Raw genomic sequence first — 24530 nt, 5'->3', positions numbered from 1 at the left:
GTTTGCTGGATATGAAGGAAATCTATCAAAAGAAGTAGTTTAATTCGTTAACTAGTAATAAACTCGATAAATCGAGATCAGGTAAGCCCTATTGCTCATAGGAGGTCATTTTTGAAACGAGCATGGATGAAGAAGGTTAAGGCTGTTCCTACCAGTGCCAAAAGCAAAGCAGCTGTGGAGGAACAATTGAAGCCCGTTCAACCCAAGGTCAAACGGCGAGTGCGCACTTCGGTCGCGATGATGGCGATCGCGATTTCAATGGGAGGACCCAACCTTTTACTGACTCGACACGATCGCGCTCCAGCAGCCGAGATCCCCCAGAGTGAAGAACCTGCTGCTACTCCAGTTTCGGCGACAACTTCTTCTCATCAAACAGCATCGATTGTGGTAGAAGTTTTGCCAGCGCCAGCCACGACAACTGCACCGGCTACGCCTGCGAGTCCTCCCTTGGCGGATACAGTGCAAGTCAAAACAATAAAGCAAACTCCAATTCAAGCACAACAGCAACAGCCAACTTTGGCAGTGAATGCGACGCCAACGCATACTGCACCAAAAGCAGTAGCACCGCGCCGCCAAGTTGCCGCAACAAATCCTGCGACACAAATCAGTACGAGTCGAGCACAGACAGCACAGCGCCAAGATCGCTTAGTACAAAAACTCAAATCAGCAAACAAAGTAAACGCAACCAACAAATCAATTAGCGTTCCGCTAGACTCATTACCGCAGCCAGTAAGCGGTACAAACAACCAACAGCCAGAAAGCACGCTACCAGCAGAAATTAAAGATAGTGGGAGTGTAAGTGCGAAACAAAGATTGCTAGTCAATCGCCTAAAGCAACAATCGAACCACTCACAAGCTAGTTCGGCGGAGTTGCGGTCTGAGGAGTTCAATACGCGTACAGTTATTCAAGAAATGCCACAATCGCCTAGTACGGTTGTGACGCAGCCGAGTAATCGTATAGTCAGCTCACAGGTTGAGACGACTAGACGCGAAGCTATGATGGATAACACTACGAGCAAGTTAAATCAATCTGTCACAACGGCACCTCAACTTGAGCCTAATTACGAAACATCCAATCAAAGACAACTCGTACAGCGGCTGCGTGCAGCCCAGTCCCCACCACAATCGCAGCCAGAAAGTACGCACAATAATCAAAACTTGATTGTTGAAACTCAAGTTCCATCAGCATCAGTTCTCCATCCACCCCAAGTTTCAGCTCCAAGTGTCAATCCACTTCATACAGTTACATCTCCTACCATTATTGGCGCGCAAGCAACGCCAAGCGAAGATATCCGCGATAACAGCGTCGTAGTTGACACTAAAGAATCTTTGGCGACACCATTCGCCATAACTCCGGATACGTCACAGCAGCAAGCGCAAGCAGAAACTACAAGTGGGGACAATCAAAGCGATCGCACTCAAATTCCAACAACATCAGTAGAATTTGGAATTGCTAACAGCGCACCATATACAATTTCTAGTCCTACAAAAGATACTGTAACTCAAACAGCAGAAACGGCAACATCACAGAATTTAGCGCAGCGACTGCGAACCCAAACAGCAGAAAACCAAAGTAGAGTTGCAGAGCGCGTACAGCCAAAAACGCTAGAACCAGATACAGTTTTTGTTATTTCTGAGGCACTTAAAGACACTAACCACGCCAGCGTTCAAGTAGCCTCGCTAGCAACAGAATATCAAGTAAAACCAGGAGATACACTTACCGCGATCGCCCGCGCGCATGGTGTTGCCTTAGATGAACTTGTCAGTGCGAACCAAATCGCTAATCCTGACCAACTACAGATTAACCAAAGCATCACAATACCGACATCAGCATATCGCAAAACAGTTGCTCAAAATAATAATGTTGATGTCAGCGATCGCCCTCGACAACAAAACACGGCAACGATATCTGCACAACCCCATATAGTATCAGTTATTCCTGACAACCGTGAAGCGCAAGCAGTCGCATTTGTTGCTGATAACAATTCCACAACACTTGGTATGGGTGGCAGTCTCTCGAACGAGGAACCGCTAGATCCGCCAAATTTTTATGTCCAAGGCTTAAAAGCAGAAATTCAACAACTGCGTCAAAAGTACAATAATTCAACGGCTAATTCTATTGAACAAACTGTTGAAACGGCACTTAAAGTAAATACCAAGCCGAATACTGCTTTGGCAAAGCCCAAGTCAGTGGCGTCAGATAGTCAAAGTCGTTCTCGTCAAGAAGTTGCTCCTGAACCAGTTAATCCAGAGTTTCGTCGCGTTGCTCAAGCAAACACATCAGGTTCTGGCACCATCAAAGCTCGACTAGCCACAGCACCGACGAACGTCGATCCTACCGAAGCGCTGCAATCACTTCGAGGCAGACAGGTTTCTCCAGAATTGCCTCCTCTGGGAGCAGCCGATATGTATTTACCGAAACCAGGATCGTCAGCACCCTTCACAGGCTATATTTGGCCGGCAAAAGGCGTTCTCACTTCTGGCTATGGCTGGCGCTGGGGCAGAATGCACCGAGGAATCGATGTAGCCGCACCAGTAGGAACCCCCATTTTTGCAGCAGCTTCTGGCGTGATCGTGCGTGCTGGGTGGAATTCTGGTGGTTATGGCAAGTTAATAGACATCAGGCACCCTGATGGTTCTTTAACACGTTATGCTCACAACAACCGCATTCTAGTCCGTGCAGGGCAAGAAGTCGAACAAGGTCAACAAATTGCAGAGATGGGTAGCACTGGTTTTAGTACTGGTCCTCACCTCCACTTTGAGGTGCATCCTGCAGGTAAAGGAGCTGTCAACCCGATTGCTTTGTTACCTCGGCGTTAGCAATTTAATCTAGTCAAGATTGAGGAGAAAAACGTTAGTTCTTCCCATAACTAGCGGAATCTCCTCAGGTCAGGAGTGCATTTAGAGCGATCGCAGCCTGCGCCAAATTGTAAAGCTCAGTAGCACGATGATACTGGCGATAGTTACGAGTGCGGCGATCGCGCTCATCCCCTGTAGCTGCATTGCTAGCCAATTCGAGACAATTGTCACCGTCCACAATGTAAGCGCTGTATGTCTTTGAGAAAAGCCCCAAGCAAGTAATCGGTGATGCAAATGGTCTTTTCCAGGGGTACTCAGCGGATTTTTACCTGCCATCAATCGCAGTACAAATACTTGAGTTGTATCGATGACTGGTAACAGCAGAAATAAAACAGGCGGTACTAGCGCAAATACCGTAGTTACTTTGAGATTACCTAAAATAGTTGTTGCTGCTAAAACGTAACCAAAAAAATAGGCTCCAGCATCGCCCATAATAATTTGTGAAGGATGAAAGTTGTGCCGTAAAAATCCTAATGCGCCTCCTCCTAATGCGGCGAGTAGTAACGTTGCAGCTGCCCGTGTTTCAAATTGAGCCGATACCGCTAGCAAACTCATTGCGGTAATAAAGCTAACTCCTCCAGCCAAGCCATCCATTCCATCCATCAGATTAATGGCATTGGTAATTCCTACTACCCATAGCACGGTAAGACATATCGCCAGTAGCGAGTCAACCAAAGTACCCAACGGTGCTTCAATTTTGATACCACTGCTGATGAGTAGTAGGGCTGTCAGAATTTGAGTAAATAACCGCACCCAGGGTGGTAAACCAAATTGGTCATCAATAAAGCCAACAAGGACTAGTATCGATCCTCCCAGTAAGATGGTTAGGACTTCAGCAAGGACACCTTCAATCACGATCGGGCGTAATAGCGTAGCAAGTACTAACGCAGCTAGAACTCCGAAATAAATTACTAAGCCTCCAGCGTTGGGTAATGGTTCGCGATTGAGTCGCCTTTCGTTAGGTTGATCTGCCCAACCAACTTGCAAGGCAAACGCACGCACGGGCGGAGTTAACAGCCAGGTGACTACCCAGGCTAATAAAAAGGTAAAAACCACCGCTAGCCAACCAGTTCCGCTAGGATTGGCAATGCCGAGCGATTGAAGAAATCCGTACAGGTTCATCTGTTAATTCAACCCTTACTGGGAATGATGACATCAAGTATTATCGCTACATAAATGAATATGCTACTGCGTTAGGGAAATTTCGTCGCTGATATAAATCAGAAAAAAAATTAGGAAATCTCACATTTTTATGACTCAATAGCTGTCTTTACGCACAAATCGTGCTATTTCTATTTAATTTAAGTACGGCTACTAGCGATCGCGTATAGTATATGCTATAGTTATAAATTGTTGTCTAATACTTGGCTCAGTAGCTCAGTTGGTCAGAGCAGGGGACTCATAAGCCCAAGGTCGAGTGTTCAAATCACTCCTGAGCCACTTTTAATCATCAATAACAAAGCGGTGAACCGCTGATTTTGTAAGGTTTTCAAAATTACTGGCATTTTGGCGATTACCGTTGAATTAGGTTGATTGTTGCTAATACAGGGTCAGTTTTTAGGCAAGTTTTAGGCATGAAATATTTCTGGTGGACGCGGGCGATCGCTGCGGTTCAAAAGGAAAGGCACTAGGAACAATCGTTACGATTATCTTTAAAGACCACACAGTTTCGCCTTCCTCGTCAACCCCAAGCGATCGCTTTAACAGAAGCTAGCAAGGAAGCAGTTGTCGAAGCCCTGTCACAGCGTTCCACCGATTTCAAAAATGCACTCGAATTTCAGATTGAATACGCAGAATATCTGCGAAGCTTAGAAAACCAAGGTTGAAGCACTACAGATGCAGCACACTTAAGTTTGAGCAACGCTAACGATACCCAGTTGCATCTGCGGGTTTACCAACAGCCTCAACCTCACGAATGTAGCGCCAAGCATCAGGCTGCGAACCATCTAAATCTGTAAAGCCATAGAATTTTGCCAGTTGACCACTCGACAGCGACTGACCATTCCAGCGAGCAACGTTTGGATCTCCAGCAAGACACGCCACAGCACGACCGATGTAATGAGGGGTTTCAGAAATAACAAAGTGCGGTTCTTTTGCCGTTGCGTCTTGCCAGTTGGCTTCGCTTACCCCAAAATGATCTAGCATGATTTCCGATCGCAACCATCCTGGAGTCAGCGCCACAGATGTGCATTGATGAGGTTGAAGCTCTTGTGCTAGCGCCCAAGCCATGCGAATTACTGAGGTTTTTGCCAGATCGTAGAACAGTGATAGTCGGTAGTTTTTATTGTTATATTCTGCCGTACCATCAGTGATTTCGACGACTAGACCACCTGGTTGTTTGATTAAAAGCGGCAGCGCAAAGTGGCTAGTAATAATATGCGTGTCGAGCGCTAGTCTTAGCAATCGCAGTCCCTTTTCCAAAGAAAGCTGCCACACGGGCTGATTAAACTCTGCTAGATATTCTCCACCGATATCATTAACTAGGATATCTAACCGACCTTGCTCGTTCTCAATTCGCGTTACCAGAGCTTGAACCTGTGTCGAATCGAGATGATCGACCTGAACGGGTATACCATAACCGCCCACTTGATTTACCAGTTCTGCCGTTTCTTCAATAGTTTCAGGACGGTTGTACTCGGAGCGTTGAGCGTGGGTAGTTCGACCTGTGGCATAAACAATTGTACCCGAAGCACCTAGTTCAATGGCAATACCGCGACCGGCACCGCGTGTTGCTCCTGCAACTAGGGCAACTTTGTTCTTCAGCACTTGATTTATCATTTAAACCTCCTCCGTTTCTACTTGGGGAAGTAAATATTAGCGATCGCCACTATGTGTTGTAAGGCACTGTCGAGTGCGAGTGTTATTCGATACCTCAAGTTGCGAGTGCCTAGTAAGCTAGAGTCCAAAAATTAAGTTTGCTCACTGATGGTTGGGGAAAGACTAGACGTTGCGTCATCAGAATGGCAACCATTTTAGCAATCGTATCTATATTTACCCCACCTCGGCGACTGACCAAAGTGACAAAACCAGGTTCTTCGTCAACATAGCTAGACATGACATCGTGCATCCGGCTGAGTCGTGCTTTGGAAAGCCGCCAATGCTCAATCGCTGTTTCCTCGGTTCTGCTACATGGTGCTAGAATCTGGAATTCTGCTACGACTGCCGTCGATAATTTATTGTCATAAACTTGTGCCACTCTCCGTCATCGCCCAACACAGACGATGTCAGCACCCGATGATTGTCGTTTTTGAACTCGATCGCGTCTTTGTACTTTGCCAGCCCTTCACCAGTCATTGCCGGTCCCTCTGCTTTGAGCGTCAACACCCTTCCAGCCGCATCTAGTTCGCCATCGTATACCCAAAGGTGAGACATCATCGAGCCAATCCAAGTGCCCACATAACGCTGCTTCTGCGAATCGTAGCCAAGTGTCACCATCGTTGTTGCACTACCACAGCCAGGCATCTCACCGCGTCCTTCAGCTAGAATCCAAATTCCATCAAGCGATCATCGCACGCGCTCGGTTCCCGCAGCCTTTTCCGGTGGCTGATCTACCTCGATCGTCACCTCTTCGTATGTCCACTCGCCAACAAGCTTCTGTAACCAACAGTGTTCGTTCTGTAGTTCAGTCTTCATCGCTGACTCCTAATATGCTTTATTTGTCTCTATTGCTTGCTCGGCTCTTCGTTGCACCGTAACGTCTGATGCATCAAGCGGCTGGTTCGGAGTTAATCATCCACGGGATGCCAAATTGATCGACAAGCATACCAAAACGGGCAGCCCAAAATGTCTTCTGCATGGGCATCCGCACTGTCCCGTTTGCAACCAATGCCTGAAAAATGCGCTCTGCTTTTACTGGACTGTCAATGTCGAGTAATACAGAAAAGCCTTTTGTTTGTTCATATTGCCCAGGCGAACAGTCAGAACCCATCAATACTCGCTCGTTCACAATTAAGCTGGCGTGTATGATTTTGTTGCGCCACTCCGACGGCACTTCCTCTGCCATTGGCGACTCACCATAGCTCATCATTGCTTCGATTTTGCCGCCCAAACACTGCTCGTAGAACTTAAACGCTGTCTCGCATTGTCCGTTGAAAGTCAGATAGGGATTCAACTGCATCGTGCGCTCCTTGTAGTTAATAGAAGATTAAAAAATCTGCTTGCGCGAAATGATGTGGCTCCCCGATTTCCAAATTAATAGTACAAATGTACCATAATCTACGAACTCTACTTACCAGCGAAATATATCTTAAGAAAGATATGCAAAGTAATTTAGAATTCAAAGCCACGGTGTTGAACTAACACTACTGACGAACGAAACACAAGCCTCAGAAGCGCTTGCAAGCACAACGCCATACTGCTGATTGCTGTATATAGAACCGCAACAAAGAGGCGATCGCATATCTTTCGGTATCTGATCCTACTGACACTGCAAGACAGTTTGTTTTCTCAATATCAAACATTTGGAAGGAAAGCTGCGTTGTAGTGAAGTCATTCTTGAGCTTACTAGCTTGTGATAATACGCAGCCAAGTACCATCTATTGAGCAGACTATTCATACTGAGGTTTTTGTCTTAGTTATTACTCTAGGGGCGATTTCGTGTTTATATAACTTTTCCCTGAGAAAGTTTGACAACTAAATTGATGAGTTATTTTGGTGAATCACAAAACGATGGTTTCTCTAAATTTTCCTAAACTTTTTTGTGTTTAAAATCACAATTAATATAAGCTATGTAAAATCTGTGATTGAAGGAGATATTCTCTCTCTAATGAACAAATTTTGTTAAAGGCAGATCTGGCAACACAATTTTGAGTAGATCGCGCCTAAGTACGAGATAATGAGAGCGTTTTTAGCAACATTGTGTTTAGCTAAAAGTGTATTAATTGAATTTCTGAACACTGAAACTACACATAAAAAACCTAAAATTCGTAACGACGAATATCTTGTTTTCATAACATTTAGGGCATTGTTGAGACCAAAGGTAATTAATGTTTTGGCAACTTAAATTGAGAAAGAAAACAGCACGGTCGCGCGGAACACAGCGCCAAAGGCGATCGCTATTAGGCGCAGTATTAACAGCGCTTTTAGTTAGTGCTTGTGGTAATAATCAGCAGACTACGACTACCACTAGTCCTCCAGGTACAACAGCAGCGGAAGGTGGAACACTCGTTTGGGCACGTTATGGAGATGCAGATTCGCTCGATCCGCATCGCACAACAACAACGCTATCGTGGCAAATCTTTGACCAGATTTACGATACGTTATTAGCATTCGATGACAATGGTGAGATTGTGGCTAATCTGGCTCGCGAATGGCAGGTTAGTGATGATGGTAGAGAAGTCACATTTGTGCTCAATGAAGGAATTACGTGTCACGACGGTACGCCGTTTGATGCCAACGATGTGAAATACACTGCCGATCGCGCAATTGATAGTCAGAATCCTAGCGTAACGCGCGGTGCGTGGGGACCAATTGAATCTGTCGATGTTGTTGACCCGCAAACTGTCCGATTTAGATTTCAAACTCCGTTTGCGGCATTTGTCTCCTTTATGGCAGATCCTTTTGCAAGTATGATTTGTGACAGCAATCAAGAGTTTGGCGGTCAATTTGGCGTATCACAGGCAGTAGGTACAGGTCCGTGGCAGCTTGTGAGTTGGACGCGCGGCGATGAAATTGTGTTAGATAGAAATCCCGACTACGTTCGTTATGGTCGTCCTGTACAAAATGAGGGCGCGCCGTATTTAGAAAGGCTAGTGGTGCGGCAAATTCCCGAAGCGCAAACGCGGCTGGCTGGTCTACAAACAGGGGAAGTGCAGCTAATCGTCAATCCACCCCTCGATGACTTGGATGCAGTGCGCAATGATGCCAATTTGGAGTTACACGTTGCTGAGAATACTGGACAGAACTTTTTCTTTGAGTTCACAGTTTCGCGTCCGCCGTTTAACGATATCCGCGCGCGTCAAGCGGTGGCTCATGCCGTTGATGTTGATGCAGCGCTGCGAGTTGCTTTTGATGAAGGATTAGTCGAACGCGAACGCTGTCCGATTAGTCGCGGGGTATTTGGTAACGACCAAGAATTTTGCGCGCAGCATGGTTACGAGCATAATCCCGATCGCGCAAGAGAACTATTAGCAGAAATGGGTTATGGTGCAAATCGACCGATGGAAGTGATTTTGATGACTTCCACAGGTGACAACCGCGAACGCATGGTACAAGTTTTTCAAAGTCAATTGGCGCAAGTCGGGATTAACGCCAAGATTGAAACGATGGACATTGGTACGCTCAATGCTCGTGTCAAACAAGAGAATGAAAGAACTTCTGGGATTAGTACGTTTGACATGATGGACTGGGCATGGTTCGATCCAGATATTCTTTATCAACTGTGGCATTCGCCTGGGGCGTACAGCGGTTATCAATCGCCAGAATTGGATAAATTATTAGAGCGAACGCGCACGACGGTTGATGCAACTCAGCGGCGAGAAGCTGTTAATGATGTAATGGAGTATTTGCTGTCGAATGCTGTACACATTCCACTGTATACACCAGGTTCGTTATGGGTTTATGCGACGCGATCGCAGGTGCAAGGCTTTAAGATTGGTCCTTTTAATCGACCTGTGTTTAATGATGTGAGGCTGCAATAGATACATTTTTGGTGGGGGCTTTTTGGAACGAACCACAAAGGTCGCAAAGAGAAGAGATGGGGAGTGGCAATTTTGAGGAGTTTTATCACACAGACTGATGACACGTTATTTTATTAAACGGTTGCTGGGTGGTTTGTTTACGATTTGGATTACGACGATCGCGGTGACGTTGTTGATTCATCTTGTGCCTGGCGATCCGGTGCAAATTATGTACGCGCAGTCGCAATCGACAACGCCAGAACAAATTGAACAAATTCGCCGCAATTTGGGACTCGACCGCCCAATTTATGAACAGTACATCATGTATATGGGGCGGGTATTGCAGGGGGATTTCGGCACTACGATTCGGGGAAATCAGCCAGTATTGGATTTATTGCTTGTAAGGCTACCGAATACGCTGTTGCTTGCGGTGACTAGCTTGATGATTACGATGGTTGTCGGCGTGACGGCAGGTTTTTTTGCGGCGTATAAGCGCGGTACTTGGATTGATACGACGTTGATGACGGGTGCAATTATTGGAATTTCGGTTCCTAGCTTTTGGCTGGGGTTGATGCTGATCTCGATTTTTTCTGTGCGGCTAGGATGGTTTCCTGTTTCAGGGACAAATTTGAATAATCTCGTTTTACCTGCACTGACGTTAGGACTTGCTAATGCAGCATCCGTATCGCGCTTGACTCGATCTTCGATGCTGGATGTGCTGTCGCAAGATTATATGCGGACTGCAAGGGCGAAAGGATTAGCAGAAACTTTGGTATTGTCGCGCCATGCGTTTCGCAATGGCATGATCAACGTCGTCAATATGCTAGGGCTACAGTTTACCTACATGATGGGCGGTGCGATCGTTGTAGAAAATGTGTTCGCCTGGAATGGTATTGGACGTTTGGCAATTCAGTCGATTTTTCAGCGCGACTATCCGACAATTCAAGGCTTTATTCTGATTTTTGCTACCGTTGTTGTCGTCGTTTCTATCGTCTTGGATTTACTTTACGCCTGGATTGACCCTCGAATTACATATCACTGATGACTCAGCAAATTACCACACCACCACCACCTGTTGCGCCGCTTCCGTCTAGGAATAGAGAATTTCGGCGGTTTCTACAGGTTCTGTTTCGCAGCCCTGGTGCTAAGATTGGCGGCGTTATTTTGCTAGTAACGACGATCGTGGCAATTTTTGCTCCGGCGATCGCGCCTTTTGACCCACTGGAAATGGGAGTTGGTTCGACGTTGCAACCTCCGAGTGCGGAACATTGGTTTGGTACGGATGATTTTGGACGCGATTTGTTTAGCAGGATTGTTTATGGTAGTCGCCTAACGTTACGTATTGGACTCGTCGCCGTGTTTATCTCAATGACGGCGGGAGTTTTGCTAGGAATGGTTGCAGGCTACGCCGGAGGTTGGGTAGAAGCTATTTTGATGCGGGGCGTCGATGTTTTGTTCTCTTTTACCGAAACGCTGATAGCCCTCGCAGCTGTTGCGGTACTTGGTCCTAGCCTTACTAATGCCACAATTGCTGTTGGAATTAGTTCGATTCCTTTCTATGCGCGCGTTACTTATGGGGCTGTGCTGGTAGAAAAAAATAAGGAATATTTCAAAGCCGCCCAAGCTGTGGGTGCAAAGCACTTTCGCCTCATCTTTCGTCACATCTTACCCAATATTCTTTCGCCGATTATTGTTGTAGCAACTGTAGGAGTCTCCGTTGCAGTTCTTTCAGCATCTGCGTTGTCATTTCTCGGACTCGGCGCGCAACCACCCTCACCTGAATGGGGAGCAATCTTAGCCGCAGGACGCGATTACTTTCGCCGCGCACCTTGGGTAACAACGTTTCCTGGTTTGGCGATCGCAATTACAGTCTTAGGCTTTAATCTCCTCGGTGATGGATTGCGCGAAGCCCTCGATCCCCAACAGCGACGGTCTTAATTACCAACATTTTCTCCCCTGCCCACGCCAGTTGCCTCAACGGGGGAAACCCCCGCACGGCGCAGGCTCCTCTGCTTCCTCTGCTCCTCTGCTCATCCATACGTACTAACTTTAAAGCACAACAGTACCATGGCTCGATTGCTTGATGTTCAGAACCTGAAAACGCGCTTTTTTACCCAAAATGGTGTCGTTCATGCAGTGAATGATGTCTCGTTTCATGTCAATGCGCAGGAAACTGTAGGAATTGTCGGCGAATCGGGTTCGGGAAAAAGTATTACGATGCTATCGGCAATGCGGTTGATTCCATCGCCTCCAGGCAAAATTGTGGGTGGTGAAGTGATGTTTCAGGGACAAGATCTACTCAAATTGAGTGGGCGCGAAATGCGATCGCTGCGGGGAAATCGTCTCTCGATGATTTTTCAAGACCCGATGACATCACTTAATCCGGTATTGCGGGTGGAAAAGCAGATGACTGAAGCTATTCAACTGCATTTAGGCATGGCAAAATCAGAGGCGAAAGCGAGAGCAGTTGAACTTTTAGAGCAAGTTGGCATTCCTGGGGCACGCGATCGCGTCCGCAACTATCCGCACCAATTTTCTGGAGGAATGCGCCAACGCGTGATGATCGCGATGGGACTAGCGTGTAATCCTGATTTACTGATTGCCGATGAACCGACAACAGCACTTGACGTGACAATTCAAGCACAAATTGTTGAACTTGTCAAGCAACTCAAAGAAGAACGTGGCATGGCGGTCATTTGGATTACGCACGATCTGTCATTGCTTGCAGGTTTAGCCGATCGCATCTTGGTGATGTATGCAGGGCAAATTGTTGAACAAGCGCCACTGAACGCACTGTATCACCATCCACGCCATCCGTATACAATTGGGTTACTGCAAAGTATTCCGCGTTTAGACGAACAGCGCCAAGAACGTCTCAAGTCAATCGATGGATTACCGCCAAGCTTAGTCAACTATCCGCAAGGATGTCCGTTCGCGCCGCGTTGCGAGTTTGCGATCGCCAAATGCCATAACGAAGATCCACCGCTAGAACCTGTGGGAGTGAACCACCAAGTCGCGTGTTGGGTAAAACCCGAAGGCGCAGACGTTTTGCAAGCATCTCAATCAGCAACCGCCTAATGTCGATCAACGAAAATCATGGTGCAACCTCAAACGAGTACAATTCAAACGCAACAGCGAAACGACACCTTATTGCGCGTGCGCGACCTTAAAGTTCATTTTCCGATTCTGCGCGGGTTAATTCTCCAACGACAAGTAGGGGCGGTAAAAGCCGTCGATGGACTCACTTTTGATATCAAACGTGGCGAAACTTTGGGCTTGGTAGGGGAATCAGGATGCGGTAAAAGTACGACAGGACGGGCGATTCTGCAAATAGAACCACCAAGTGCAGGACACGTTTATTTTGAGGAAACTGAACTAACGGCATTATCCGGCGAACCGTTACGACAAATGCGCCGACAGATGCAGATGATTTTCCAAGATCCTTACGCATCGCTCAATCCTCGCATGACAATTGGTGATGTGATTAGCGAACCACTAGAAATATTCGGTTTAGCTTCAGGACGCGAGAAACAGGCGCGAGTTCAGCATCTTTTAGATGTTGTCGGCTTGAGTCCAGAGTTTATTTCTCGTTATCCACACGAATTTTCTGGAGGACAACGCCAACGAGTTGCGATCGCACGGGCGTTGGCTGTTAACCCTGATTTTTTAGTATGTGACGAACCGATTGCCGCATTAGATGTTTCGGTTCAAGCGCAAGTAATTAACTTAGTGCAGTCACTCCAGCGCGAGTTTCAACTGACTTATCTATTTATTGCCCACGATTTGAGTGTTGTGCGCCATATCTCAGATCGCATTGCAGTAATGTACCTTGGTAAAATTGTCGAACTTGCCGATCGCGTATCGCTATACGAAAATCCACTACATCCATATACACAAGCTTTACTCTCTGCGATCCCGATCCCCGATCCTACCGTAGAAGCAAAGCGCCAGCGAATTGTTTTACAAGGCGATGTTCCTAGCCCAACAAATCCTCCAAGTGGCTGTCGTTTCCACACGCGCTGTCCTTGGGCAATTGAACATTGTCATCAAGTAGAACCAGAATTTCGCGACGTAGGCGATGGACACTATGTTGCGTGTCATCTAGTTGATACATCAGGAAAGTTCGATCCGGCGCTTGGCGAATAACGATTTTCCAATGCTATGTAGTCAATTAGTGGCAAACTGCGATCAAGGCTAGAGTTAGGATATTTTGCCATTCTCAAAACTTGGACACAAATTGCTTTGGTGGATACAGTATACGAGTTGTAACTAACTTACCAAAGAAGAAAATGAGACTGCGCCATTGTTACAGATTTATCCGCTTAGCTAGTATAGCAACCGAAGGGAAATTTAGGACAGTATACAAGCTCGAAGACCTTGCCCTGGGTAGCTTTTAGCTCTGAATTATGCTATGTAAACGGTTGTACCACATATTCGTGAGTTTGCCCCTGAGCAAGCAAAGTTGGGGCAGATTCAAAAACTTGCTGAAGGGCATTATGGCTGGGGGTGTATAATCACTTCCCAATAGGCTGTAAAGATTTAGGTCAGTTCACTTGAATAGCAATATAAGTGGAATTGTTGTTCTCGTACTGTTCGCTGACCGCATTAGTTCTATCCACAATAGCACCTATGTAGTAGTTGCCAACAGTTAGATCGCTAGGAATAGTAACTGTCCTCCTCGATGTCAAAGCAATATCCCTAGCAAGTGTAAATGAAGCTGTTGCAATTAAGCGGTCAGCTGTTGAGATATTGTCATTAGTAGAAATATAGTAGCCAACACCAACCGTTTGAGTGGCAGCACCATTGTTTTCATAGGTTAGCTCGACTTGAACCTGCTGTCCTCTATTTACGCGATAACGTGGCTCACCAGCATCATTGAAGGAACTAAGAAGTGTGCCAGTAGTATTGTACATTTGAGTTCTGGTGTGTGTACTATATTCTCCATCGCTACCTAACCGCTTCCAATGAACTACAGAAAGATCATTAATAGCAGGCGAATAGAGACCATACAGAAATACTGCACCATTTGAAGCATCTTCCCCTGGATAGTTTCTCGCAATTCCTGCATTGGTATGGATATGATTCCAATCTTGACCCATTATGTTGTAAATTGTATTCACGTGCAGCAGACCCAATGCATGACCGAATTCGTGTGATGAAGTTGTCTGGAAAGGACGAGAGCTTCCACCATAAGGCCAAAGTGAACTTTTGTTGGTAGAAGGGGTGTAGGCAACTCGACTGTCAAAGAGGACATCTGACTCATTGATCTTGATGCTACTAAATATGTTACAACTCCACCAGGTATAAGCAATTGCCGGTGCACCATTTAGCAGACTATCATCATTGCTGAACCAGACTTCATTTTCGCCATTGTCTAATCCAACACCAGGTTCGTTATAAGTTAGGTTAAAGTAGAAATTACTGGGGTTTGTGTTCCAACGACTGACAGAATCGGTCAAAGCATCTCTCCAGACACCAGCTGGAAAACTAACTCCAGCTGCGCGCATTCGTGGTGGAATACTAGTCCATTTAATAGGACCATCAGAGGCTGGCCATGGTCGATCGCAGATCCGATAACGGAAGGCATGAGCGTCAGACGTATGACCAGTAATAGCCGCAAACAATGCTAGACCGATTAAACTTGTTAGATATTTCTTCATAACTGTTCTCCATAAATTTCTCTTCCGGTTAAATAAAAATCCAATTAATCTGTTTTTTCCCTCAAGTCAGTAGCCTTGAGGCGAAACAGCCTGTGAAATAAGCACTTCAAAGTTGCAAAATGCTCTGGTATATTTCGCCCACTGCATTCTGCATAAGTGTTCTACTTAAAACGGGGAAACTTCCTAAACCTTAAGGTTTAGAATTCAGGAATACTGGATTGCCTCCGTTTTGCTGTAACATCTCAAGTTCTCTGCGGTCAGTTTCGCTCAAGCTTGACGATCTTGAAGATTCAGAATGAGGAACTGCTATCGCAGGTGGACTTACAGGTCTAGGTTGGGCAACAGAAAAACTTGCTTTACTGTCCACGCTGACATTAAACTGTCGTGCCTGCATCTGTGTAGATAAGCCAAGCTGTTGCACTTGATTTTGAATAAGATGCTCAAGTTGACTTGCGCTCAGAGATGATGATGAAGCTACTAGTTCTTGTTGAGATCGCACTACACGCCCTCCAGCAGCATCTTGCGAACTCTCTTCGTTTGATAAAACATCCCTAACAGATATATCACCAATCCTATTGTTGACTACTTCCTCTAACGGCAGCGGTCTCCCATAAGTCAGTTCCCCTTGGTTATTTAATGCAATTGGCTGTCCCTCATCAGTGAAGACTTGATCGCTAATAATCCGAAACCGACCGTCTGCACATCCCACAAGGGGACACCCAGATTGACCATTACCTTGTACTAAGAGAATACTCCGCTCTCCAACGTCAAAAAGAGGAACTTCAGACACTGTGAGAAAGTTACCATTACCAGCAGGACCGCCAATAAAACGCAGAGTCACAAATTGTTGATTAAATTGTCCCTTGAGCCTCTTTTCTACTTTAAAAGTCACAAACGAGTGAGGAAGTTGTGGCTCATTAGCTGACATGCGATATTCAATTTTAGTAACAACTCCTCGGAAAATGAAATCAGCATCTTCTACAGATGCTTTCAAGGGATGATTTTGAGCCATCGCCCCTGAACCCTGAACTGTGGAAGGTTTACTACTATCCTTCATCTGTGCTTGAACTGCTGTAACTCCATATATAAGTGCGCCTAGGAGGACAGACATAATAATAAGCTTGAATTTCATATACCTTAGTCTCACCTCATGAAGTAATAACGGAATTCACTGAGTTAAAGTTCTAGTTCGCGTCGCTTTCAATACCTCAACTTGCAGTTTATAAATATGCTTTTTTAATAAAAAAGTGGATGTAGTTTTAGAATGCAGCTATCATAGTCGAAATTCTATTGAAATAAAGGACATTTAGCTCTCTAATGCTTTATTCAGCAGACACCTGAGGAATTACTCATAAAAGCTACAAAACTTTATATTCAAAAAAATCGGCACTGATGGGTATCACAACAAGAGTCATGCAGTGCCTACTCTATCCAACAGATGTAATATAAATAAACAATAGGCATTCTGTCCCCGATCGTCCGCTTCCCTACCTAGAGAACGGTCTATTATTACTTCCGCAGCCTAGATAAAAGCTGCTATGGTTGGAATCATCAATGGACGATCAGCGTTGTAATTTATACTTTTCAGACATTCTCTAATGGTATTAGCTGTTGGCACTTAGTCTAATTGTTAGTTAAAAAGTGCTAATTGCTTTTATAGGTTTTATGCCATCACTAATACAATAAGTGTTCCTCTGCCCCTCTACTACCTACTGGATAGCAACTTATAGTGGGAAGTATTACGCTCCAACTAACACAAGTTGATCTTTAGCGTACCAACCGCGCTCTTTGGCGCGATCGCGGGCGACAGCAGGCACATCATTGCCGACAAAATGCTTGTGCAACATTTGCACGCTGAGCATATGATTAATAATTGCATCGAGTTGTACGCGGTCTGACACTGGGGTATTGGCATCGCCGTGACGCTGAAGAATCTTTTGTACGCCTGCGGCGTCGAGTAACCCTGCTTCTTGGATCGCTTGTTTTGATAAATAAGTTGCCGATAACGCCTGCATCGCCCGTTGTTTAATGGGGTCAGTATGCGATGGGGGAGCCATGAACGCAAATTTTTGTCGCTCGTAAAGTGCTTTTGGTAAAAGCTCGCGCATTGTTTCGCGCAGGATATATTTATCTTTGCGTCCCCGCAAGCGCATATTTTGCGGTAGAGTCACAGCGAATTCGACTAAGGGATGATCGAGAAACGGCGGACGTGCTTCCATCGAGTTTGCCATATCGACGCGATCGCCTGCCCAGCCGAGGACTTGTGACTCAAACTGCGTTTTTATCCATATATATTGCACTTTGTCAAGTGGGTGACGTCCCTCAATTTGACCGCGATCGAGGGCATTGGCAACAGCTTCTCCTGGCGAGTAATTTTGCGTTGCGGCGCGGCGATCCGGATGCAGTAAACTCGGTACGTAGGCAGATGCCGATAACCACGATTGTAAGCAACTGGGTGTAAAGCCCACTAAGTTTGTCAATGCTGGATCGTCTAACGCTTTTTCCGCTAAAAGATTGCCTTTGAATAAGCGATTACTTTCTGCTAGCCAATCTTCTAAATCGGCGCGTTCTTCTGGGGAAGCATCATCCATACCATGCAAAATCATATCAAGTCGCAGTTGCGGATATCCTGCAAAAAGTTCATCCGAGCCTTCACCTGTGACGACGACTTTGTATCCAGCTTTGTTGACATGTTCGCTCATCAACAACTTGGCAACGGTAAAAGTATTATAAATACTGCGTTCTGTATGCCATAGCGTCCGCGCAAAGTGATCGTAAAGTTGATTGCCATCGACCATTAAGACATCTTGATCTGCACCTGTGGCTTGTGCCATTTCGCGGGCGATCGCAGTTTCATCGTAGTCGCGATCGTCAAACCCAATCGTAAATGCTTTAACAGGTGATTGTTGACTTGCGGCGGCAATACCCATAATCGTACACGAGTCGATACCGCCAGAGAGATAACACGCTACAGGAACATCCGCTTCGAGTCGCAATTGCACAGCTTCAATAAAACGGCTGCGTAACTCTTCGATGTACTCTTCGTCAGCTAATCTTGCGCCGCGTTCAGACTGACGCGGGAAGTTCAAATCCCAGTACTGTTTTGTTTTAACTTGTAGTTGCCCGTCATGACGCTCAACAATCACCATTTGTCCAGGTTCAACCGCATAAATGCCCTCAAACGCGGATGTTCCTGGTACAATTAGCTGCATCAGTTGATGATAAAGTCCTTCAGAAGAAAAGCGGCGCTGGACTGCTGGATGTGCAAATAACACTTTAATTTCTGAACCAAAGACTAAACCTTCGGGCGTCATCGTCCAATACAAAGGTTTGACACCAAAGCGATCGCGCACTAATGTCAGGCGGTCTTTGGAACGTTCGTAAAGTGCAAAAGCAAACTCGCCACGTAGATGTGGTAATGCACCTTCTAACCCGTAGCGATCTGTTAAGTGCATCGTTAGTTCAGTATCGCTCTTGCTGCGAAAGCGATAACCTAAAGAAGTCAGTTCAGCGCGGATGCGTTTGTAGTCGTAAAACTCGCCGTTGTGTGCAATCATGTATTGCCCATCAGCAGAAACAAACGGTTGTCGTCCGCGTTCTGGGTTGAGGTCAATAATTGACAGTCGCGCATGGGTGAAGCCCACACCGCAATCGCTCATAATTTTGACACCGAATCCGTCTGGTCCGCGATGATACTGAATCGCCGCCATCGCCACTAGAACATCTGGATTCACGGGACGAGCCGGATCGTGGTGCATGACGCCACCAATACCGCACATAAAATTACACCTTTACTTACAACAAACCGAAATAACTGCTAAGTCCTTCAACAACAATTGTTTTGTGAGATATTGCAGCGGTCAATCTTAACTCATAAAACCTGACCCCTGACCTCTGCCATAGCAGCTAATGTTAGCAATACAAGCTTTTTGGGAATAGTTAAATACACGACAGTACATACCAGTACATAAATGATATAGAAAAATAACGTTTCTATACAGAACTCATTAGGTAGTAAAGACAGGGAATCATGACATTCTCAATTGTGGCTTGGGATCCATCAACGCAAATGACAGGGGTTGCAGTCGCAACAAAGCATCTAGCAGTAGGGGCGTTAGTGCCTCATGCCAAAGCGACAATTGGGGCGATCGCAACGCAAGCACAAACTAACCCGCTGCTGGGAATTTTGGGTATTCAGTTACTCGAACAGCGTGCCATCAGCGAAGGAACCTTAGACGAAATCTCTGTCGAAGATATCATTTACCTTTTACTCAAAGACGATAAAGACCGCGACCATCGGCAATTACATTTAGTCGATCACAACGGTCACACTGCAGCTTGGACAGGCAAAGAGTGCATCGATTGGGCAGGACATTTTACTTTTCCCTACTTCTCTGTCGCTGGCAATATGCTAGTTGGCGAACAAACTTTGCTAGCAATGGCAGAAGCGTATCAAGCCAAAGAAGGGATGGAGTTTTCCGAACGCTTACTGCAAGCCTTAGAAGCTGGGGAAGCAGCAGGCGGTGATAAACGGGGTCGTCAATCGGCAGCAATTTATGTTGTCCATCAAGATGTCTATCCCTATCTTGATTTGCGCGTCGATCATCACAATAACCCGATCGCTGAATTGCGCTATTTATTTGAAGAATCCCGTAAAGATTACTACCAAATGTTTCGGCGGACAATGCCTACACGACACCCTCGTACGACGGAACCGCTTAGTTTAAATCCTGCACCGTGGTCAGCTTCTACAAAAGTACCACAAAAGAGTGTTAATACGACAGACACACCCCTGTCTGCTTGATTTATTCTCTGAGACAACGCAAACAGAGCGGAAACAATAAGATCAGTACAAGCGCCTCGATTGGTAGTTGAAACTGCAAGGGGGTTAGGGCAAACCCCCACACGATCGAGATGGCACCAGAAATTGCTATTGCCAAGCGATAAACATCGTTTTTGACTTTTACACTTACCCAGACGAGTCCCATACCAAGCGTTAAAAAAACTAAGTGAGTTAAAGGCATATTGTCAATAAATATTTAAAATCTACTCGCTAGGATACTAAGGATGCGGTTAGGTACAGCAGTACAAGACAGTACAATCGTCTTTGTATTAACTGCTAAGTGCGATCGCGCTTTAAAATCATGTCCACAGTTGAGACGAAATCAAATTCTGTATTCCAACGAGTTCTTCTTACCTTCATCGCATTAGTGTTCGTCACTTTTTGTGCATTAGGAACTAAAATCACCTTTTCTGGAGAACCGCAGCTATTTGCCGGAACGCGACCGAATAACCTTGGAGTTCATGCTGGTCAATTAGCACCGTGTCCGACTACCCCTAATTGTGTCAGCAGTCAAAGCCAAGATGCAGTGCATCAAATTGCTCCTCTAACTTACAATTCAACTGACCAAGAAGCAATGGCGCACCTCAAAACAGTGCTGCAATCTTTTCGCCGTGCCAAAGCGATCGCCCAAACCGAAAATTACATTTATAGCGAATTTACAATTCCCGTTGTCGGATTTGTTGATGATGTCGAATTTTTGCTTGACAAAGATGCCAAAGCGATCCACGTTCGTTCAGCTTCGCGGTTAGGTGAGGGCGACTTGGGAGTTAATCGGCGTCGAGTTGAAACTATCAGGACTAAATTCATGGATGTCTCCGAATGAAGTCGGGGCTACATAAGCCAAGTGTACGTAGGCACACTCAAGAGTTTAAGATTTATGTGTAGTCCACGTAAGTGGACTTTGTATATTAGCCGCGAATTCATTCGCCAGGCATTTATATGTAAGCTTTAGAGAAGACAAGCTAAAATTGTCTTGACCAATCTTGGAACCAGCGTTCGACCACAACTTTCGTTTGGGTAAAGAATTCAACGGCGTGATGTCCTTGTCCGTGCAAATCGCCAAAGAAACTTTCTTTCCAGCCGCTAAAGGGAAAGAAAGCCATCGGTGCAGCAACGCCAATGTTGATACCAATGTTACCCACTTCCGCTTCGTAGCGGAATTTGCGTGCAGCAGCGCCACTAGAGGTAAATAAGCACGCCATATTACCGTATTGACCGCTATTAACAAAGGCGATCGCGTCATCAACTGTATCGAGATGAATTAAACCGAGTACAGGACCAAAAACCTCCGTTTGAGCAATTGTACTTGTAGGTTCGATATTTTGGAGTAGCGTCGGTCGAATAAAATAACCTTGAGGATAATCAGCAATTTTTGCTTGTCTACCATCAACAAGCGGCGTTGCACCTTCAGCGATTCCCTGCTGTATTAATTGCTCAATTCTCGCTCGACTTTCTGCTGTAATCACAGGTCCCATTTGAACTTTATCGTCTAACCCGTAACCAACAACGCGAGTAGACGCCGCATCAGCGATCGCCTCAGTAAAAGTTTGACGTGCTTTTCCAACAGTAATCGCCAGCGAAGCTGCTAAGCAACGTTGTCCAGCGCAACCGAAGGCGCTATCTGCAACAATGCGAGTTGTCATCTCCATATCTGCATCCGGTAGCACAATCACTGGATTTTTTGCCCCACCCTGACACTGCGCGCGTTTACCATTTGCTGTCGCCCGACTGTAAACATAACGCGCTACCAAAGTCGAACCGACAAAGCTAATTGCCCGAATCGCAGGATGATCGAGAATCGCATCGACAACTTCTTTCGCACCGTTAACAAGATTGACAACACCTTTGGGTATTCCTGTTTGTGCCAAAAGCTGCATCACTTTTTGCATTGTCAGCGGTACTTTCTCAGAGGGTTTAATAATATATGTGTTACCGCAGGCGATCGCATACGGCATAAACCAAAACGGAATCATCCCTGGAAAGTTGAACGGCGCAATAACTGCTGCAACACCTACAGGTTGTCGAATTAAGATTTCATCAATGCCTTTGGCGATATCTTCTGAGTTGTAGCCTTGCATTAAAATCGGAATTCCACAAGCAACTTCCACATTTTCGATCGCCCGTTGCAATTCGCCTTTTGATTCTGCCAAAGTTTTGCCGCACTCTTGTGTAATCGTCGTGGCTAAGTCAGCAAAGTTCTCTTCTAGTAGCGTTTTAAGTTTAAATAAATACTGTACTCGTTCCCCCGCTGGAGTGCGCCGCCAGGTGGTAAATGCTGCGATCGCGGCTGTTGCTGCTCGATCTACGTCGGTTGCTGTTCCGAGTGGAACTTTAGCAAGTATTTCTGCTGTTGCTGGATTAGTTACATCCAAATATTCAGTAGCAGTGGAGTCACACCATTCGCCATTAATGTAGTTTTGGAGAACAGCGCAACTCATAGGATTCACTCTGAAACTAAACTCTATCTATTATCAGGGTAATACTAGACAATTGCTTTAAAATTTAAGCGAATAAATTCACCGCTAAAAAAACAAAGTCCACCTGCGTGGACTTCTTCAGTCGTAGGGCGTTTGTCAACCTTTACTATACACCTACAGCTAGCGAACACTTTGGCGCACTTTTGCTAATCCAATTCACAACAATTGTAATTCCCTGCAAGCAAAACGAAAATTCAGCAACTGTACCAGCTACATAGACTTCATCACCTATTTTAAATTCCTTGAGATTGCCCACAAGTGTGTAAAGTTCGCCGTCAGCAGCGCGGAGTGTTTGGCATTCTACACCCTCATCGGTGAGAACTCCTTTAACGCAAATTGTCCTTTCTTTACCGCTAGCTTCTAAAAGCGCAATTTGAGAATTACTGGAAGCATAAACTTTTACTCCTCTCAGGTTAGGAATCGTTTCCAGACGAAAATTTGCCTTTATTGACGCAAGTGCTGGTGCGACAATTCCTTTTGGCGGTTCAGCGACAAAATCAAATTCATAAATACCATCTATCGGTGGCTGGATATAAATGTAAGGAATGAGTTCAGCATTTTTCCAGCCCTGCGTGGGAACAATTCCAGTTGCTGTAATGGAAAGTTGTGGAGGAAAACTTTCTAAAATAGCTAGCTTAATTTCTCTTACTTCTAACACCTTCTTTGCTTCCATTCTCTGTCTCCAAGGCTGCTTTTTTTGATAAGTGAAGTTGTGCTTCATTTCTTCTTCAAAGCAGTTTGGGGATCTTACACAAGTTATTTGCAAAACTTAATAATTAATCTTGATGTTCAGAGGAAGTATCTTAATTGAAGTGTGGCAGTAAAAAAAATGCGTACAAATAAAAACAGTTAGATAAGGCGATCGCGCTAAAATAATTAATTTTTTAATAACTAAAAGAAGGGAATTTGTACTCCCTTCTTTATCGTTTTACTTATGTTCAGAGTATCTACTTTCCGAGTATCTTACTGCTGCTTCTGATGGAACAATTTTGTATCCTAAGATGTGATGTTCTCTTGCTACTGTTTCTGCTTTTTCTCTACTTTGATACATCAATGTATAGTGCAGATGTCCGTGCCATTCTCCGTAGACTCGATTTTCGTCATCTAAGATTGAATAGTGATTAGGCATCGTTACTTACTCCATTTTCAAGCACCGCCTATATGCTTTAAATTATCGTCTGTAAACGAACTGTCTACGGTAAACAATTATAAAAATGTGTTGAAATTATTTTAAGTTTTTTATTCAGAAAATAACATTGTTGTCAATTGATGAGTCAAACACGACTCATCGCCATCACAAAGCAGCAGTTACTTTATAGTTTTCGCTTGATCTATAAACTAAGCTATCAAAGCAAGCAAAATTTTCTTAACAAACTTATACATTTCTACTTAGCTCTTAGCTTTAAAGGGATGCTCATAGCACCCCTTATAGTACTTATTCTTCTACAACTTCACGAATTCGCTGCTCGAGGCGTTCTAAATCAAGTCCACCCTCATCGCGCACAATTCTACGGATCGTTGGATTGACATTACTCAAATCCATAAGTAAATCGTGTAAAATCTCCTGCTGTTGGCGTGATTGAGTCACCTCACGTGGTTCTTGCACTAAGTCACGAACTATTGAGTCTTCAGCGCGAGAAGCAACAATCGGATCTGTTTGTCCTTGGAGGTGTATAAACGTCCGTCGCCCAGGACCGCGATCTTCCTCGATAGGGATAACCGCTGTTACTTGATCTGAACGCACATATTTGCCAAAACCAAGATGCACTAGTGCTGATGTTTGTATTCTCATTTGATCGCATGAATTTTTTCACCTATATCTATTATCTTTTATTGAATGCTAACTCAAGAATAAAAATCGAACGGTTTCTTGCACTTTTTTATCGTATTTTCCCTAATTTTTCCTGAGAATAGTTTGCTATTTTGCTCTCTTATTTATCGAGTTTAAACCATCCAGTATTGGCAATAAAATACCTGAAATATTTTTTATAATATGTTTGTGGAGTTTGAATTTGACCGTATTTGGGTAAACGGTGTTAAAGAATTTGGAATATCAATGTATATTCAGTTTTTG

The 24530-nt window shown here is 45.0% G+C and carries 21 protein-coding genes, 1 tRNA gene and 1 pseudogene; 10 read left to right on the top strand and 13 right to left on the bottom strand.

Translation table 11 applies throughout. The annotated features are described in order from the left end of the window. Positions 1 to 111: 111 nt before the first annotated feature. Positions 112 to 2820, top strand: a complete 2709-nt coding sequence (locus B1A85_RS08550) for a peptidoglycan DD-metalloendopeptidase family protein (protein WP_146087156.1) — start codon at positions 112 to 114, stop codon at positions 2818 to 2820. Between the two features lie 81 nt (positions 2821 to 2901). Here B1A85_RS08550 and B1A85_RS08545 read toward each other — a convergent pair whose 3' ends face one another. Continuing rightward, the gene (locus B1A85_RS08545) at positions 2902 to 3981 is read right to left on the bottom strand and encodes an MraY family glycosyltransferase (RefSeq protein ID WP_104546487.1); all 1080 of its coding nucleotides are present in this window, start codon (positions 3979 to 3981) and stop codon (positions 2902 to 2904) included. Between the two features lie 244 nt (positions 3982 to 4225). Here B1A85_RS08545 and B1A85_RS08540 point away from each other — a divergent pair. Both B1A85_RS08540 and B1A85_RS26055 read left to right on the top strand, forming a co-directional pair. Beyond that, positions 4226 to 4299: transfer RNA gene (locus B1A85_RS08540), tRNA-Met, on the top strand. Between the two features lie 254 nt (positions 4300 to 4553). Further along, on the top strand, positions 4554 to 4685 hold the full coding sequence (locus B1A85_RS26055) for a hypothetical protein (protein WP_371681648.1): 132 nt from the start codon (positions 4554 to 4556) through the stop codon (positions 4683 to 4685). Between the two features lie 37 nt (positions 4686 to 4722). On the opposite strand, the gene B1A85_RS08535 is transcribed toward B1A85_RS26055, so the two are convergent. From B1A85_RS08535 to B1A85_RS08520, 4 genes and pseudogenes are all read right to left on the bottom strand, one after another. Beyond that, a complete protein-coding gene (locus B1A85_RS08535) occupies positions 4723 to 5637 on the bottom strand; it encodes an SDR family oxidoreductase (protein WP_210404314.1) in 915 nt (304 codons plus the stop codon). A gap of 109 nt (positions 5638 to 5746) precedes the next feature. Continuing rightward, positions 5747 to 6055 carry a hypothetical protein gene (locus tag B1A85_RS23565; RefSeq protein ID WP_146087155.1) on the bottom strand — a complete coding sequence of 103 codons (309 nt, stop codon included), beginning with the start codon at positions 6053 to 6055 and terminating at the stop codon, positions 5747 to 5749. Next, a pseudogene (locus B1A85_RS25170) lies at positions 6013 to 6492 on the bottom strand (DUF1579 domain-containing protein). Before B1A85_RS25170 ends, B1A85_RS23565 begins: the two are co-directional and overlap by 43 nt. A 73-nt stretch (positions 6493 to 6565) precedes the next feature. After that, positions 6566 to 6976, bottom strand: coding sequence for a VOC family protein (locus B1A85_RS08520; RefSeq protein WP_104546485.1), 411 nt, complete (start codon positions 6974 to 6976; stop codon positions 6566 to 6568). A gap of 868 nt (positions 6977 to 7844) precedes the next feature. Here B1A85_RS08520 and B1A85_RS08515 point away from each other — a divergent pair. The 5 genes from B1A85_RS08515 to B1A85_RS08495 all read left to right on the top strand — a co-directional run bounded on the left by B1A85_RS08515 (position 7845) and on the right by B1A85_RS08495 (position 13622). Further along, positions 7845 to 9497, top strand: coding sequence for an ABC transporter substrate-binding protein (locus tag B1A85_RS08515; RefSeq protein WP_104546484.1), 1653 nt, complete (start codon positions 7845 to 7847; stop codon positions 9495 to 9497). Positions 9498 to 9594: 97 nt separating this feature from the next. After that, the gene (locus tag B1A85_RS08510) at positions 9595 to 10518 is read left to right on the top strand and encodes an ABC transporter permease (protein ID WP_104546483.1); all 924 of its coding nucleotides are present in this window, start codon (positions 9595 to 9597) and stop codon (positions 10516 to 10518) included. After that, the gene (gene nikC, locus B1A85_RS08505) at positions 10518 to 11414 is read left to right on the top strand and encodes a nickel transporter permease (RefSeq protein ID WP_104546482.1); all 897 of its coding nucleotides are present in this window, start codon (positions 10518 to 10520) and stop codon (positions 11412 to 11414) included. Before B1A85_RS08510 ends, nikC begins: the two co-directional genes overlap by 1 nt. 129 nt (positions 11415 to 11543) lie before the next feature. After that, entirely contained in the window at positions 11544 to 12554 is a 1011-nt protein-coding gene (locus B1A85_RS08500) for an ABC transporter ATP-binding protein (RefSeq protein ID WP_104546481.1), read from the top strand. Positions 12555 to 12572: 18 nt separating this feature from the next. Further along, positions 12573 to 13622, top strand: coding sequence for an ABC transporter ATP-binding protein (locus tag B1A85_RS08495; protein WP_104546480.1), 1050 nt, complete (start codon positions 12573 to 12575; stop codon positions 13620 to 13622). 398 nt (positions 13623 to 14020) lie between these two features. On the opposite strand, the gene B1A85_RS08490 is transcribed toward B1A85_RS08495, so the two are convergent. The 3 genes from B1A85_RS08490 to asnB all read right to left on the bottom strand — a co-directional run bounded on the left by B1A85_RS08490 (position 14021) and on the right by asnB (position 18915). Further along, a complete protein-coding gene (locus B1A85_RS08490) occupies positions 14021 to 15136 on the bottom strand; it encodes a CARDB domain-containing protein (RefSeq protein WP_104546479.1) in 1116 nt (371 codons plus the stop codon). A 190-nt stretch (positions 15137 to 15326) separates the two neighbouring features. Further along, a complete protein-coding gene (locus tag B1A85_RS08485) occupies positions 15327 to 16247 on the bottom strand; it encodes a hypothetical protein (protein WP_104546478.1) in 921 nt (306 codons plus the stop codon). 628 nt (positions 16248 to 16875) lie between these two features. Continuing rightward, the gene (gene asnB, locus B1A85_RS08480) at positions 16876 to 18915 is read right to left on the bottom strand and encodes an asparagine synthase (glutamine-hydrolyzing) (RefSeq protein ID WP_104546477.1); all 2040 of its coding nucleotides are present in this window, start codon (positions 18913 to 18915) and stop codon (positions 16876 to 16878) included. Positions 18916 to 19166: 251 nt separating this feature from the next. Between asnB and B1A85_RS08475 the strand changes: the two genes are divergently transcribed. Continuing rightward, the gene (locus B1A85_RS08475; protein WP_104546476.1) at positions 19167 to 19940 is read left to right on the top strand and encodes a DUF1028 domain-containing protein; all 774 of its coding nucleotides are present in this window, start codon (positions 19167 to 19169) and stop codon (positions 19938 to 19940) included. Position 19941: 1 nt separating this feature from the next. Here the strand turns inward: B1A85_RS08475 and B1A85_RS08470 are convergent, their stop codons facing one another. Next, positions 19942 to 20160 carry a hypothetical protein gene (locus B1A85_RS08470; protein ID WP_104546475.1) on the bottom strand — a complete coding sequence of 73 codons (219 nt, stop codon included), beginning with the start codon at positions 20158 to 20160 and terminating at the stop codon, positions 19942 to 19944. 120 nt (positions 20161 to 20280) lie between these two features. On the opposite strand from B1A85_RS08470, the gene B1A85_RS08465 reads away from it, so the two are divergent. After that, entirely contained in the window at positions 20281 to 20802 is a 522-nt protein-coding gene (locus B1A85_RS08465; RefSeq protein WP_210404311.1) for a DUF1499 domain-containing protein, read from the top strand. 139 nt (positions 20803 to 20941) lie between these two features. Here the strand turns inward: B1A85_RS08465 and B1A85_RS08460 are convergent, their stop codons facing one another. From B1A85_RS08460 to B1A85_RS08445, 4 genes are all read right to left on the bottom strand, one after another. Continuing rightward, on the bottom strand, positions 20942 to 22417 hold the full coding sequence (locus B1A85_RS08460) for a CoA-acylating methylmalonate-semialdehyde dehydrogenase (protein WP_104546474.1): 1476 nt from the start codon (positions 22415 to 22417) through the stop codon (positions 20942 to 20944). A 145-nt stretch (positions 22418 to 22562) separates the two neighbouring features. Then, positions 22563 to 23129: a DUF5818 domain-containing protein gene (locus tag B1A85_RS08455; RefSeq protein WP_104546473.1), complete on the bottom strand. Its 567-nt coding sequence runs from the start codon at positions 23127 to 23129 to the stop codon at positions 22563 to 22565. 255 nt (positions 23130 to 23384) lie between these two features. Next, entirely contained in the window at positions 23385 to 23585 is a 201-nt protein-coding gene (locus tag B1A85_RS08450; RefSeq protein WP_104546472.1) for a hypothetical protein, read from the bottom strand. A 306-nt stretch (positions 23586 to 23891) separates the two neighbouring features. Beyond that, positions 23892 to 24248, bottom strand: a complete 357-nt coding sequence (locus B1A85_RS08445) for a hypothetical protein (RefSeq protein WP_104546471.1) — start codon at positions 24246 to 24248, stop codon at positions 23892 to 23894. Positions 24249 to 24530 lie beyond the last annotated feature (282 nt).

Source organism: Chroococcidiopsis sp. TS-821 (assembly GCF_002939305.1).
GTDB lineage: Bacteria > Cyanobacteriota > Cyanobacteriia > Cyanobacteriales > Chroococcidiopsidaceae > Chroogloeocystis.
Note: the sequence above shows the minus strand (reverse complement) of the source record. Positions and strands in the feature narration are given on the sequence as shown.

What these genes read in the sequence shown, in the direction of transcription:
- B1A85_RS08545 (WP_104546487.1), bottom strand. Translation starts at nt 3,981, where the DNA reads ATGAACCTGTACGGATTTCTTCAATCGCTCGGCATTGCCAATCCTAGC.
- B1A85_RS08535 (WP_210404314.1), bottom strand. Translation starts at nt 5,637, where the DNA reads ATGATAAATCAAGTGCTGAAGAACAAAGTTGCCCTAGTTGCAGGAGCA.
- B1A85_RS08520 (WP_104546485.1), bottom strand. Translation starts at nt 6,976, where the DNA reads ATGCAGTTGAATCCCTATCTGACTTTCAACGGACAATGCGAGACAGCG.
- B1A85_RS08515 (WP_104546484.1), top strand. Translation starts at nt 7,845, where the DNA reads ATGTTTTGGCAACTTAAATTGAGAAAGAAAACAGCACGGTCGCGCGGA.
- B1A85_RS08510 (WP_104546483.1), top strand. Translation starts at nt 9,595, where the DNA reads ATGACACGTTATTTTATTAAACGGTTGCTGGGTGGTTTGTTTACGATT.
- nikC (WP_104546482.1), top strand. Translation starts at nt 10,518, where the DNA reads ATGACTCAGCAAATTACCACACCACCACCACCTGTTGCGCCGCTTCCG.
- B1A85_RS08500 (WP_104546481.1), top strand. Translation starts at nt 11,544, where the DNA reads ATGGCTCGATTGCTTGATGTTCAGAACCTGAAAACGCGCTTTTTTACC.
- B1A85_RS08495 (WP_104546480.1), top strand. Translation starts at nt 12,573, where the DNA reads ATGGTGCAACCTCAAACGAGTACAATTCAAACGCAACAGCGAAACGAC.
- B1A85_RS08490 (WP_104546479.1), bottom strand. Translation starts at nt 15,136, where the DNA reads ATGAAGAAATATCTAACAAGTTTAATCGGTCTAGCATTGTTTGCGGCT.
- B1A85_RS08485 (WP_104546478.1), bottom strand. Translation starts at nt 16,247, where the DNA reads ATGTCTGTCCTCCTAGGCGCACTTATATATGGAGTTACAGCAGTTCAA.
- asnB (WP_104546477.1), bottom strand. Translation starts at nt 18,915, where the DNA reads ATGTGCGGTATTGGTGGCGTCATGCACCACGATCCGGCTCGTCCCGTG.
- B1A85_RS08475 (WP_104546476.1), top strand. Translation starts at nt 19,167, where the DNA reads ATGACATTCTCAATTGTGGCTTGGGATCCATCAACGCAAATGACAGGG.
- B1A85_RS08470 (WP_104546475.1), bottom strand. Translation starts at nt 20,160, where the DNA reads ATGCCTTTAACTCACTTAGTTTTTTTAACGCTTGGTATGGGACTCGTC.
- B1A85_RS08465 (WP_210404311.1), top strand. Translation starts at nt 20,281, where the DNA reads ATGTCCACAGTTGAGACGAAATCAAATTCTGTATTCCAACGAGTTCTT.
- B1A85_RS08460 (WP_104546474.1), bottom strand. Translation starts at nt 22,417, where the DNA reads ATGAGTTGCGCTGTTCTCCAAAACTACATTAATGGCGAATGGTGTGAC.
- B1A85_RS08455 (WP_104546473.1), bottom strand. Translation starts at nt 23,129, where the DNA reads ATGGAAGCAAAGAAGGTGTTAGAAGTAAGAGAAATTAAGCTAGCTATT.
- B1A85_RS08450 (WP_104546472.1), bottom strand. Translation starts at nt 23,585, where the DNA reads ATGCCTAATCACTATTCAATCTTAGATGACGAAAATCGAGTCTACGGA.
- B1A85_RS08445 (WP_104546471.1), bottom strand. Translation starts at nt 24,248, where the DNA reads ATGAGAATACAAACATCAGCACTAGTGCATCTTGGTTTTGGCAAATAT.